Below are 12,023 nucleotides of genomic sequence, written 5' to 3'. Positions count from 1 at the left end.
AGTTTGCAGGTATGGCCATCAGTGCTCCGCAGGTCAACTTCTCGGACCTCTCGAACAAGCCCGTCGACACCGTGCGCAAGCTGCAGGAGTCGCCGAGCCGGTCGGTGCGCGTGCACCGCAGGGGCGATGACGAGGACCTGGTGCTGGTCACGGCCAGCCGGGCCGCCGAGGTGCGCGAGGTCGTCTCCACCACCACGGCGCTGTTCGTCGCGCTCATGCAGCACAGCGCCGAGGTCAGGGACCTGGTCACCGACGTGATGCCGACCGCGTTCCCCTGGGTGCGGTTCCTGCCCAGGGAGGACGTGCGGGCGTTCGTGGTCGAGCTGGTGGAGATCCTGGAAGCGGCGAACTCGCTCGGCAATCCCGCCCCGGTCGTCCAGCTGATCACCGAGTGGCGGCACACCGCCGAGATCCACGCCGATCCCGAACTGCTGGCCATCCTGCGCAAGGACGGCGAGGACCTGGGCGAGGTCCCCGCACCGGAGGCGTCCCAGGCGTGAGTCCGAAGAAGGGCGATCCGGTCGCACCCCCGGCGATCGGCGCGGAGTGGCAGGTCCGGTTCAGCACCACCGAGGCGGTCAAGGGCTGGCAGGAACTGGAGAACCTCGCCCCGGGCAACCTGCGCCGGGCCTGGGAGACGATGCGCGCCGACCCCGGTCCCGGACCGGGCAAGCCCACCCCCCGGCACCACCAGCTCCGGCGCCTGCTGGCCACCGGAACCCACCGCGGCCGGACCCTGCCGCAATGGCAGATCGAGGTCACCGGTGGTGGCCGGATCTGGTACCTGCTGGACGAGGACCGGCACACGGTCTGGGTCCAGGCCGCCTGCGTCGGGCACCCGAAGGGCACCGAGCCCTGATGCGGCGACCTACCCCAGCGCCAGCACCCGGACGTGGATGAAGTTGCGTTGCTGCAGCGCCGCCCGCACCGCCCGGTGCAGCCCGTCCTCCAGGAACATCTCCCCGCGCCACTGCACCGCGTGGGCGAACAGGTCGCCGAAGAAAGTGGAGTCGGAACTGAGCAGGCGGTCCAGCTCCAGGACCTTCTTCGTGGTCACCAATTCGTCCAGCCGGACCGGGCGGGGCGGGATCTTCGCCCACTCCCTGGTACTCAGCCCGTGGTCCGGGTACGGCCGCCCGTCCCGGACGTCCTTGAAGATCACCCCGGCCTCCCTGCCAGCACTCGCGCCGTGCACCCCACCCCAGACCCTAGACTTGGTGCCGACAGGGAGGTGACGCGCGGTGAACACAGGGTCGCCGGAGGACCGGCGCTTCGAGGTGTTGCGGGCGATCGTCGCCGACTACGTCAACACCCAGGAGCCGGTCGGGTCCAAGGCGCTGGTCGATCGGCACAACCTCGGGGTGTCCAGCGCGACCGTGCGCAACGACATGGCCGTGCTGGAAGAGGACGGCTACATCACCCAGCCGCACACCAGCGCGGGCCGGGTGCCCACCGACAAGGGCTACCGGGTCTTCGTGGACCGGCTCTCCGAGGTCAAACCGCTGTCCACGGCCGAGCGCCGGGCCATCCAGGCCTTCCTGGACGGGGCGATGGACCTGGACGACGTGCTCCGGCGCAGCGTCCGGTTGCTCGCCCAGCTGACCCGGCAGGTCGCGGTGGTGCAGTACCCGACCCTGACCAGGTCCTCGGTCCGGCACATCGAGGTGGTGCCGATCACCGCGGCCCGGCTGATGCTGGTCACCATCACCGACACCGGCCGGGTCGAGCAGCGCATGGTCGACCTCGGCGATGTGATCAGCCCGGACGATGTGGCCCGGGTGCGGTCGGTGCTCAACTCGACCCTGGTCGGGCGCAGGCTCAGCGACGCCTCCGCGCGGGTCGCCGAGCTGCCCGAGGCCGCCCCGACCGAACTGCGCGACATCATGATCCGGGTGTGCACCGCGCTGATCGAATCGCTGGTGGAGCACCCGGAGGAGCGGTTGCTGCTGGGCGGCACCGCCAACCTGACCCGCAACGTGGCCGACTTCCCCAACTCCCTGCGTAATGTGCTGGAGGCGCTGGAGGAACAGGTCGTCGTGCTGAAGCTGCTGCAGGCGGCGCACGACCAGTCGACGATCACGGTGCGGATCGGTGAGGAGAACGAGGCCGAGGGGATGCGCAGCACCTCCGTGGTCTCCATCGGTTACGGCTCCTCCGCCGGCACCGTGCTGGGCGGCATGGGTGTGGTCGGGCCGACAAGAATGGACTATCCGGGAACGATGGCGGCCGTCCGCGCCGTTGCCGCATACGTGGGAGACATCCTGGCCGGTCGCTGAGCGGCGCCGGCTGTGGGGAAGTAGGGACTGGGAGACGGTGGCAAGGGACTACTACGGCACTCTGGGCGTGCGTTCGGACGCATCGCAGGAGGAGATCAAGCGGGCTTATCGCAAGCTCGCCCGCGAGCTGCACCCGGATGTGAACCCGGAGGAGAGTGCCCAGCAGCGTTTCCGTGAGGTCACCGCGGTCTACGAGGTGCTCTCCGACCCGGAGAAGCGCAAGATCGTCGACCTCGGCGGTGACCCGCTCTCGCCCGGCGGCGGTGGCGGCGGACGCGGTGGCGGCGGCATGGGCGACCCGTTCGCCGGGTTCGGCCTCGGCGACATCATGGACGCCTTCTTCGGCGGCGGACCGGCCAGCCGGGGACCGCGCAGCCGGACCCAGCCCGGTTCGGACGCGCTGATCCGCCTGGAAGCCAGCCTGGAGGAGTGCGCCACCGGCATCACCCGCGAGCTGACCGTGGACACCGCGGTCCTGTGCACCCTGTGCGAGGGCTCCGGCTGCGCCGAGGGCAGCTCCCCGACCCGCTGCGACACCTGCGGCGGGCGCGGCGAGGTCCAGTCCGTGCAGCGCTCCTTCCTCGGCCAGGTCGTCACCGCGCGGCCCTGCCCGGTCTGCCGCGGCTTCGGCGAGGTCATCCCCGACCCGTGCCAGCAGTGCGCAGGCGAGGGCCGGGTGCGCTCGCGGCGCACCATCAACGTCAAGATCCCGCCGGGCGTGGCCGACGGCATGCGGGTCCGGCTGGCCAGCCAGGGCGAGGTCGGCCCCGGCGGCGGACCGGCAGGCGACCTCTACGTCGAGGTCGAGGAACTGCCGCACGACACCTTCACCAGGGACGGCACCGAGCTGCACTGCACGATCCGGGTGCCGATGACCGCGGCCGCGCTGGGCGCGACCATCCCGATGCAGACCCTGGACGGCGTGCAGGAACTGCCGCTGGACCCGGGCACCCAGCCGGAGACCGAGCTGGTGCTGCCCGGCAAGGGCATGCCCCGGCTGCGCTCCTCCGGCCGGGTCGACGGCCGCGGCGACCTGCACGTGCACGTCGAGGTCGTGGTGCCGACCAAGCTGGACGAGGAACAGACCGCGCTGCTGCGCCAGCTCGCCGAACTCCGCGGCGAGGAGGCCTCCGAACTGGCCACCAACGCCAACGGGCGCAACGGCGGCGGGCTGTTCTCCCGGCTGCGGCACTCCTTCGGACAGCGTTGATCCACGGCATCCCGGTCTTCCACACCGAGAGCCTGCCGCCTGGCGAGCAGGCCCGGCTGGACGGACCGGAGGGCAGGCACGCGGCCACCGTGCTGCGCACGCGCGTCGGGGAGCAGCTGGTGCTCTCCGACGGCGCGGGCGGCCTGGCCCGGTGCGCGGTGACCGCGGTCGGCAAGGACTTCCTCGACCTGGACGTGCTGGCGCGCTGGGCCGAGCCGGCGCCCAGCCCCCGGGTGGTGCTGGTGCAGGCGCTGATCAAAGGCGACCGCGGCGAGCTGGCGGTCGAACTGGCCACCGAGGCCGGGGTGGACGCCGTGCACCCGTGGCGTGCGGCCCGCTGTGTGGCCCGCTGGGAGGACGGACCACGCGGGGCCAAGGCGCTGGGCCGGTGGCGCGCTACCGCGCTCCAGGCGGCCAAACAGGCCCGCCGCGCCTGGGTGCCCGAGGTCGGTGAGCCACTGGGCACCGGTCAGCTCGCCCAGCTCGTCCAGGCCAGTGCCGTCACCCTGGTGCTGCACGAGGCGGCCGAGGTGGTGCTGGGCGAGGTCGAGCTGCCCGCCGAGGGCGATCTGCTCATCGTGGTCGGTCCGGAGGGCGGTATCACGGAGAGCGAGGTCTCGCGACTCGTCGAAGCCGGGGCCACCCCCGTCCGGCTCGGCCCGACCGTGCTGCGCGCCTCCACCGCCGCGGCCGTCGCGCTGGGCGCCATCGGGGTGCTGACCAGGCGTTGGCAACCCACCGGAGGCACTGGCGAAGTTGCTCGTTAGCAACGACTTCCGCGCAGTTCTGCTAGTGCGTCCACGGGAAATGGCGACCGGCCCAGCGATCGATCGCCAAACGGCAGCTTTGGCGCGCCAAGCGGCGTGATCCATTCGGTCCAGGTGTAGCGCGAGGGGCCGGAAAGGAGCTACGCTCTGTCGCCGACGGGCAAGAAAGTTCTGGGGCAGCCTTCGTCGGCCCACCTCAGAGCACTTGCCAAACGCTGGCCTCGGGTGACGGGCACCCGAAGGATCGCCGGACACCTCCCCCCTCGGTCCGGCGCGGTTGCGTCGCGACGGAGTGACCCCCAGGCTCCGTCGCGACGCAACCACCCCCATCACCCACCCTGTGGCAAGTCCGGGGTTCGAACGATCTGTGTCGAGATTTGTGTCCACTCTGCCGGTGGAATCGCGGGTGGATTTTTTATAACACGGCTGTGCTAGAAAAGTACAGTGCCCAAACTCGTCGACCACGAGGCCCGTCGCCGGGAACTCGCCCAGGCCGTGTGGCGGGTGGTCCAGCGCGACGGCGTCGAACGCGCCTCGGTGCGCGCGGTGGCCGCCGAGTCCGGCTGGTCGGCAGGCGCGCTCCGGCACTACTTCCCCACCCAGGACGCGTTGCTGCACTTCGCGATGGACCTGGCCGCGGAGAAGTTCACCGAACGGGCCCGCGCCCTCGACGAACACGGCGTGCCGCCGCAGGAACACTCCGCGCCCTGGCGGGTCCGCCGCCTGCTGACCACGCTGCTGCCGCTGGACGCCGACAGCAAGGTCTCCGCCGAGGTGTGGATGGCCTTCGTCACCAGGGCCAGGGTCGACCCGGTGCTGCGCGCCGCCGGCCGCAAGGGCGACGAGGTGATCGCCGACTGGCTCCTCGAACGCCTGCGCGACGCCGCCGACGAAGGCATCCTGCGGGCAGGCGCGGACCCGGTGCGCGAGGCGCTGCGGCTGCTCGCGCTCACCGACGGCCTGGTCCTGCACGGCCTGATCACCCCGGAGGCGATGCCGCCGGAACTGATGGTCCAACTGCTGGAGGACCACATCCGCGAGGTGTTCCCGGGAAGCGACCTGAGCACGTGAACGGTTGTGTGTTCTGTCGGATCGTGGCTGGTGAGCTGCCCGCCAGGGTGCGCGCCGGCAGCGAACACGCGCTGGCCTTCGACGACCTCGCGCCACAGGCCCCGGTGCACGTGCTGATCGTGCCCAAGGCGCACCACCGCGACGTGCCCGGCATGACCGCCGCCGACCCCGGACTGGCCGCCGAGCTGATCGGCCTGGCCGCCGAGGTGGCCGCGGCCACCGGCATCGCCGAACCCGGCTACCGGCTCATCGCCAACACCGGCCCCGGCGGCGGCCAGACCGTCTTCCACGCCCACCTGCACCTGCTCGGCGGCACCCGCCTGGGCTGGCCCGGTTAGGGTGTGTCCGCCGGGTGGCACACGCGATCGCCGGGCCCAGCCCGCCCCTGGTGGCACCGCCGGAACAGCCACGTACAACCCGGTACGAGGCTGCTCCTGCGACACCACCAGGAACGACCTGGACTCCGGCGCTCACGCACGCCACCCGGCGGACACACCCTGGGCACGAGCGCTATTGCGGTGGGGACGCGTCAGGGCCTGGCGTTAGCATCTGAGGCGACAGTCCACATCCGTCGTCCAGTCCAGTCGTCCGCAGAAAGCAGGCCCGAGGCCACGTGGCCGGTACCGCACCTGGTGAAGCGACCCAGCCCGGGTCGAAGATCTCCCTGCCCGACACCGCAGTCCTGGCGTTGCTGGGTTCCAGCGATGAGAACCTGCGCCTGCTTGAGGAGTTGCTCACCGCCGACGTGCACGTCCGCGGCAACGAGCTGACCCTGACCGGTGAGCCTGCCGACGTCGCCTTCGCCGAACGAGTCTTCGCCGAACTCATCACCCTGGCCGGCAAGGGCCAGCCGGTGGGCCAGGACGCGGTGCGCCGCACGGTGGCCATGCTCAGCGCGGGCACCGAGGAATCCCCGGCCGAGGTGCTCAGCCTCAACATCATCTCCCGGCGCGGGCGCACCATCCGGCCCAAGACGCTGAACCAGAAGCACTACGTGGACGCCATCGACGCGAACACCGTGGTCTTCGGCATCGGCCCGGCCGGCACCGGCAAGACCTACCTGGCCATGGCCAAGGCCGTGCAGGCGTTGCAGGCCAAGCAGGTCAGCCGGATCATCCTGACCAGGCCCGCGGTCGAGGCGGGGGAGCGGCTGGGCTACCTGCCCGGCACCCTCTACGACAAGATCGACCCGTACCTGCGGCCGCTCTACGACGCGCTGCACGACATGGTCGACCCGGAGTCGATCCCCCGGCTCACCCAGGCCGGGACCATCGAGGTCGCCCCGCTGGCCTACATGCGCGGCCGCACCCTCAACGACGCCTTCATCATCCTGGACGAGGCGCAGAACACCACGCCCGAGCAGATGAAGATGTTCCTCACCCGGCTCGGCTTCGGCTCCAAGATCGTGGTCACCGGTGACATCACCCAGATCGACCTGCCCGGCGGGCAGCGCAGCGGTCTCAAGGTGGTCCGGGACATCCTCGAAGGCGTGGACGATGTGCATTTCTCCATCCTGACCAGCCAGGACGTTGTGCGGCACCGCCTGGTCGGGGAGATCGTGGACGCCTACGACCGCTGGCAGGTCGTGCAGGACAACGCAGAGAACGGCGCTGCCGGGCAGCGCGCCCACACCCGAAAGGCAAGGCGTTGAGCATCGAGATCGCCAACGAGTCCGGGGTCGGGGTCGAGGAGACCTCGATCGTCGACGCGGCGAGGTTCGCGCTGGACCGCATGGGTGTCAGCCCTCTAGCAGAGCTGTCCGTGCTGCTGGTCGAGCTGGACGTGATGTCCGACCTGCACGAGCGGTGGATGGACCTGCCCGGTCCCACCGACGTGATGGCCTTCCCGATGGACGAGCTGGATTCCGCGCGCCGCCCCGACGCGGCCGGGGTCGGGCCCGCGCTGCTCGGCGACATCGTGCTCTGCCCGGCCTTCGCCAAGGACCAGGCCCGCAAGGCCGGACACAGCCTCACCGACGAACTGCACCTGCTCACCGTGCACGGCGTGCTGCACCTGCTCGGCTACGACCACGCCGAGCCGGAGGAGGAGCGGGAGATGTTCTCCCTGCAGAACCGCATCCTCGCCGACTTCCGCGGCGCGCGGGCGCAGGAACAGCAGCGCGCCGCCGACGACAAGGTGCTCGGCGCGGTCGGCCTGCACGAGGGGGAGACCGGGGAACCCGTCGAACCCGCGGCCGGATCCGAGGCCGAGGCGCCCGCCGTGGCGGCGGAGCCGGAGCGGCGCGCGGACTCCGACTCCGCGAACTGAGGCGGCCGCGGCGATGTCCGACCCCGTCTCGCTCGTGGTCATCGCGGTCCTGCTGGTGCTCGCCGCCGGATTGTTCGGCGCCGCCGACGCCGCGCTCGGCACGGTCTCCAGGGCCAGGGTGGACGCCCTGGTCCGGCAGGGCCGGGCCGGGGCCCGCCAGCTCGCGCTGGTGGTCGCCGACCGGCCCCGGCACATCAACCTGCTGCTGTTGCTGCGACTGGGCTGCGAACTCGCCGCGACCGTGCTGGTCACCCTGGCCTGCCTGTTCTGGTTCCAGCCGGAATGGCTGGCCGCGCTGGTGGCCATGCTGAGCATGCTGGTGGCCAGCTACGTGCTGGTCGGCGTCGGCCCGCGCACCATCGGCCGCCAGCACCCCTACAGCGTGGGCATCCTGGTCGCCGGACCGGTGCGCGCCCTGGTCTCGGTGCTCGGCCCGCTGGCCCGGCTGCTGATCCTGATCGGCAACGCGATCACCCCCGGCCGCGGCTTCCGGGAAGGCCCGTTCTCCTCCGAGGTCGAACTGCGCGAACTGGTCGACCTGGCCCAGGAACGCGGCGTGGTCGCCGCCGGCGAGCGCGAGATGATCCACTCGGTGTTCGAGCTGCGCGCCACCATCGCCCGCGAGGTCATGGTGCCGCGCACCGAGATCGTCTGGATCGAACAGGACAAGTCGGTCCGCCAAGCCCTCGCACTCTGTCTGCGCACCGGGTTCTCCCGGATCCCGGTGATCGGGGAGAGCGTGGACGACGTGGTCGGCGTGGTGAACCTCAAGGACCTGGTGCGCTCCTCGGTGGAGGGCGTGGCCGAGGCCGACCGCACGGTCGGGGTGCGCGAGCTGATGCGCCCGGCCAGCTTCGTGCCCGACTCCAAACGGCTGGCCGAACTGCTCAAGGAAATGCAGCTCTCCCGCAACCACCTGGCCATCGCGGTGGACGAGTACGGCGGCACCGCCGGGCTGCTCAGCATCGAGGACATCATCGAGGAGATCGTCGGCGAGATCACCGACGAGCACGACGCCGACGAACGCCCGCCGATCGAAGTGCTCGGCGATGGCACCCCCGCGATCCGGGTCTCCTCCCGGCTGCCGGTGGAGGACCTGGGCGCCTACTTCGGCGTGGAACTGGACGCCTCCGAGGTGGAGACGGTCGGCGGCCTGCTCGCCCAGCGGCTGGGCCGGGTCCCGCTGCCCGGCGCGGAGGCGGAGATCGAGGGCCTGCGGCTGCGTGCCGAGGGCGGCAAGGACAACCGCGGCCGGATGCGGATCACCACTGTGCTGGTGACCCCGGCCGGGGCGCTGACCCCGGCCGCCGTGGCCGAGACCGACGGAAAGGACAGCCGTGCCTGAGCTGGATCCCGAAGACACCAAACTCGTCGTGCTGGCCCGCGCCTCGCGTGCCCGCACCGGCGCGGCCGAGGGCGCCGCGGTCCGCGACACCGACGGCCGGACCTACGCCGCCACCACGGTCGCGCTGCCCTCGCTGAAACTGACCGCGTTGCAGGCCGCGGTGGCCGCCGCGGTGGCCAGCGGGGTGGACGGGCTGGAAGCCGCGGCCGTGGTCACCGCCGCCGCGACCGCGGACGAGGACTCGCTGGCCGCGGTGCGCGACCTGGCCCCGAAGGCCCCGGTGCACGTGGCCGACAGCAACGGCAACGCCCACACCACCCACTGACCAAGCGCCCGGTTTGCCCAACTCGTACAGCCAGTTGGGCAAACCGGGCGTACGAGTTGGGCCAAGTCGGCGCGGGGGTCAGCCGGTCTGGCGGAAGGTGCGGCGGTAGCTGCTGGGCGCGGTGCCGAGCTGGCTGCGCAGGTGCGCGCGCAGGGAGGCCGAGGTGCCGAAGCCGGCCTGGCGGGCGATCCGGTCCACCGGGAGGTCGGTTTCCTCCAGCAGCCGGCGGGCCAGTTCCACCCGCTGCCGCACCAGCCACTGGCCGGGGCTGAGACCGGTCTCCTCGCGGAAACGGCGGGTGAAGGTGCGCACGCTCATCCGCGCCCGCCCGGCCAGTTCCCGCAGTTCGAGGGGCTGTTCCAGGTTGCCCAGCATCCACTCGCGGACCTCGGTGGTGCCCGAATCCGGCTCCACCGGCAGCGGGCGCTCGATGAACTGGGCCTGCCCGCCGTCCCGCCACGGCGCCACCACGCACCGCCGGGCACTGCGGTTGGCCACCGAACTGCCGTGGTCCAGGCGCACCACGTGCAGGCACAGATCCAGGCCCGCGGCCACCCCGGCCGAGGTCAGCACCTGGCCGTCGTCCACGAAGAGCACCTCCTGGTTCAGCCGCACCTCGGGGAACAGCCGGCGGAACCGGTTCACCCACCACCAGTGCGTGGTCGCCGGCCGCCCGTCCAGCAAACCCGCCGCGGCCAGCGCGAACGCCCCGGTGCAGATCGACATCACCCGCTTCCCGGCCGCCACCGCCGCCCGGAACGCCTCGCCGACCCCCTCGGGCAGCACGCCCTCGCTGACAATCGGCCCGTCGTGCACCCCGCAGGCCACCACCGTGTCCGCCCACTCGAACGCCTCCAGCCCGTGCTGGGGATGCACCTGGTACCCGGCCGTGGCCCAGACCGGGCCGCCGTCCGGGGTGCACACCCGCACCTCGTAGAGCCGCCTGCCGTCCTCGTCCCGCGCGGTGCCGAAGACCTGCGGCGGCACCCCGAGATCCACCCCGGCGGCGTGGTCGAAGGTCAGCACGGCGACACGATGCGGACGGGCCATGGCCCGATCCTTGCACAGGATGGCCTTCGGGCCACTCGTGTCCGGCCCGGCGCTGACCGAGGCTGACTCGGTGACCCAGACCCAGCTCACCCGTCCCCGGCTGCACCGGGCCTGGGTGGTGGCCGCCGTCGCCTTCGTCGCGCTGGTCGGCGCCGCCGGGTTCCGCGCCACCCCCGGCGTGCTGATCAACCCGCTGCAACAGGAGTTCGGCTGGCCGCTGGGCACCATCTCCCTCGCCGTCTCGATCAACCTGCTGCTGTTCGGGCTGACCTCGCCGTTCGCCGCCGCGCTGATGGAACGCTTCGGCATCCGCAAGGTGGTGGCCTGCGCGCTGGCGCTGGTCGCCGCGGGCAGCGGGCTGACCGTGTTCATGACCGCCTCCTGGCAGCTGGTGCTGCTGTGGGGCGTGTTCGTCGGACTGGGCACCGGGTCGATGGCGCTGGCCTTCGTCGCCACCGTCACCACCCGCTGGTTCGTCAAGCACCGCGGCATCGTCACCGGCGTGCTCACCGCGGGCAGCGCCGCCGGTCAGCTGGTGTTCCTGCCGGTGCAGGCCCTGCTGGTGGAGTCCTACGGCTGGCGCTGGGCCTCGCTCGTGGTCGCCCTCGGCGCGCTCGCGGTGGCCCCGCTGGTGCTGTGGCTGCTGCGCGACCACCCGGCTGAGGTCGGCCTGACCGCCTACGGCGCCACCGGCGAACCGCAGGCCCCGGCCCGGCCTGCCGGCGGCGCGGCCCGGCGGGCGCTCACCGCGCTGGCCGCCGCCGCCCGGGTCAAGACGTTCTGGTTTCTGGTCATCGGTTTCGCCATCTGCGGGATGAGCACCAACGGCCTGGTCGGCACGCACTTCATCCCGGCCGCGCACGACCACGGCATGCCGACCACCACCGCCGCCGGACTGCTCGCCCTGGTCGGCATCTTCGACATCGTCGGCACCGTCTTCTCCGGCTGGCTCACCGACCGGGTCGACTCCCGGCTGCTGCTGGGCGCCTACTACCTGCTGCGCGGGGTGTCCCTGTTCGTGCTGCCCAGCCTGTTCGACGCCAGGACCGGGCCCAGCATGCTGGTCTTCATCATCTTCTACGGCCTGGACTGGGTGGCCACCGTGCCGCCCACGGTCGCGCTCTGCCGGGAGCACTTCGGCGCCGACGGACCGGTCGTCTTCGGCTGGGTCTTCGCCTCGCACCAGATCGGCGCGGCCATCGCGGCCACCGGCGCCGGCCTGCTGCGCGAGCACCTGGGCACCTACACCGTCTCCTGGTACCTGGCGGCCGGACTCTGCATGATCGCCGCGGTCTGCTCCATGATGATCGCCACCTCACGCTCCCGGCGCTCGGTTTCGGTACCGGTGGCCCCGTAGCGTGGACGCCTGTGCGTCTGACCGTGTGCCGTGACTGCTGCTGCGGGACCATCCGCAAGCACCCCGAGATCGACCACGACGAGCAGCTGCGCCAGTTGCGCGAGATCGCCGCGGCGCACGGCGCCAAGGTGACCGTGTCGGACTGCCTGGACGTGTGCGCCCAGTCCAACGTGGTCGTGGTGCAGCGGCCCGGCGGCGGCAAACCGGTGTGGCTGGGCCTGATCCTGGGCGAGGCGGTGCTCGGCGACCTGGACCGCTGGCTGGCCGCGGGCGGACCCGGCCGGGCGCCGCTGCCGGACACCCTGGAACTGCACCGGATCAGCCCGCCGGTCCGGGAAGGATCCCGGTAGACCA

Annotated in this window: 14 protein-coding genes and 1 pseudogene; 13 read left to right on the top strand and 2 right to left on the bottom strand. The window is 71.8% G+C overall.

The features are described 5' to 3' along the window. The first annotated feature begins 11 nt into the window (after positions 1–11). Together MZC64_RS24705 and MZC64_RS24700 are read left to right on the top strand one after the other, a co-directional pair. Positions 12–500: a hypothetical protein gene (locus MZC64_RS24705; protein WP_247759487.1), complete on the top strand. Its 489-nt coding sequence runs from the start codon at positions 12–14 to the stop codon at positions 498–500. Then, positions 497–859 (top strand): hypothetical protein, encoded by a 363-nt coding sequence (locus tag MZC64_RS24700; protein ID WP_247759488.1) that lies wholly within the window; start codon positions 497–499, stop codon positions 857–859. The genes MZC64_RS24705 and MZC64_RS24700 overlap by 4 nt, the downstream gene beginning before the upstream one ends. A gap of 9 nt (positions 860–868) precedes the next feature. Here the strand turns inward: MZC64_RS24700 and MZC64_RS24695 are convergent, their stop codons facing one another. Beyond that, the gene (locus MZC64_RS24695) at positions 869–1,162 is read right to left on the bottom strand and encodes a type II toxin-antitoxin system VapB family antitoxin (RefSeq protein ID WP_247759489.1); all 294 of its coding nucleotides are present in this window, start codon (positions 1,160–1,162) and stop codon (positions 869–871) included. Positions 1,163–1,241: 79 nt separating this feature from the next. Here MZC64_RS24695 and hrcA point away from each other — a divergent pair, with 79 nt between their 5' ends. The 9 genes and pseudogenes from hrcA to MZC64_RS24650 all read left to right on the top strand — a co-directional run bounded on the left by hrcA (position 1,242) and on the right by MZC64_RS24650 (position 9,262). Then, on the top strand, positions 1,242–2,276 hold the full coding sequence (hrcA, locus tag MZC64_RS24690) for a heat-inducible transcriptional repressor HrcA (RefSeq protein WP_247759490.1): 1,035 nt from the start codon (positions 1,242–1,244) through the stop codon (positions 2,274–2,276). Between the two features lie 37 nt (positions 2,277–2,313). After that, on the top strand, positions 2,314–3,486 hold the full coding sequence (gene dnaJ, locus MZC64_RS24685) for a molecular chaperone DnaJ (RefSeq protein ID WP_247759491.1): 1,173 nt from the start codon (positions 2,314–2,316) through the stop codon (positions 3,484–3,486). Beyond that, positions 3,486–4,253: a 16S rRNA (uracil(1498)-N(3))-methyltransferase gene (locus MZC64_RS24680; RefSeq protein WP_247759906.1), complete on the top strand. Its 768-nt coding sequence runs from the start codon at positions 3,486–3,488 to the stop codon at positions 4,251–4,253. Before dnaJ ends, MZC64_RS24680 begins: the two co-directional genes overlap by 1 nt. A gap of 444 nt (positions 4,254–4,697) precedes the next feature. Then, positions 4,698–5,324 carry a TetR/AcrR family transcriptional regulator gene (locus MZC64_RS24675; protein ID WP_247759492.1) on the top strand — a complete coding sequence of 209 codons (627 nt, stop codon included), beginning with the start codon at positions 4,698–4,700 and terminating at the stop codon, positions 5,322–5,324. Next, positions 5,321–5,662, top strand: coding sequence for a histidine triad nucleotide-binding protein (locus tag MZC64_RS24670; protein WP_308301065.1), 342 nt, complete (start codon positions 5,321–5,323; stop codon positions 5,660–5,662). Before MZC64_RS24675 ends, MZC64_RS24670 begins: the two co-directional genes overlap by 4 nt. A gap of 275 nt (positions 5,663–5,937) precedes the next feature. Next, the gene (locus MZC64_RS24665) at positions 5,938–6,975 is read left to right on the top strand and encodes a PhoH family protein (protein ID WP_247759494.1); all 1,038 of its coding nucleotides are present in this window, start codon (positions 5,938–5,940) and stop codon (positions 6,973–6,975) included. Then, a pseudogene (gene ybeY / locus MZC64_RS24660) lies at positions 6,972–7,487 on the top strand (rRNA maturation RNase YbeY); the annotation flags it as partial. The gene MZC64_RS24665 and the pseudogene ybeY, both read left to right, overlap by 4 nt. 118 nt (positions 7,488–7,605) lie before the next feature. Beyond that, complete coding sequence (locus MZC64_RS24655) at positions 7,606–8,937, top strand: hemolysin family protein (protein WP_247759495.1); 1,332 nt, start codon at positions 7,606–7,608, stop codon at positions 8,935–8,937. After that, complete coding sequence (locus MZC64_RS24650; protein WP_247759496.1) at positions 8,930–9,262, top strand: cytidine deaminase; 333 nt, start codon at positions 8,930–8,932, stop codon at positions 9,260–9,262. The genes MZC64_RS24655 and MZC64_RS24650 overlap by 8 nt, the downstream gene beginning before the upstream one ends. Positions 9,263–9,340: 78 nt before the next feature. Here the strand turns inward: MZC64_RS24650 and MZC64_RS24645 are convergent, their stop codons facing one another. Next, a complete protein-coding gene (locus MZC64_RS24645; RefSeq protein ID WP_247759497.1) occupies positions 9,341–10,312 on the bottom strand; it encodes a GlxA family transcriptional regulator in 972 nt (323 codons plus the stop codon). A 19-nt stretch (positions 10,313–10,331) separates the two neighbouring features. On the opposite strand from MZC64_RS24645, the gene MZC64_RS24640 reads away from it, so the two are divergent. Next, complete coding sequence (locus MZC64_RS24640; RefSeq protein WP_247759498.1) at positions 10,332–11,669, top strand: MFS transporter; 1,338 nt, start codon at positions 10,332–10,334, stop codon at positions 11,667–11,669. An 11-nt stretch (positions 11,670–11,680) separates the two neighbouring features. Beyond that, the gene (locus MZC64_RS24635; RefSeq protein WP_247759499.1) at positions 11,681–12,019 is read left to right on the top strand and encodes a (2Fe-2S) ferredoxin domain-containing protein; all 339 of its coding nucleotides are present in this window, start codon (positions 11,681–11,683) and stop codon (positions 12,017–12,019) included. The last annotated feature ends 4 nt before the right edge of the window (positions 12,020–12,023 follow it).

This window comes from Crossiella sp. S99.2, from assembly GCF_023094165.1.
Lineage (GTDB): Bacteria > Actinomycetota > Actinomycetes > Mycobacteriales > Pseudonocardiaceae > Crossiella.
Note: the sequence above shows the minus strand (reverse complement) of the source record. Positions and strands in the feature narration are given on the sequence as shown.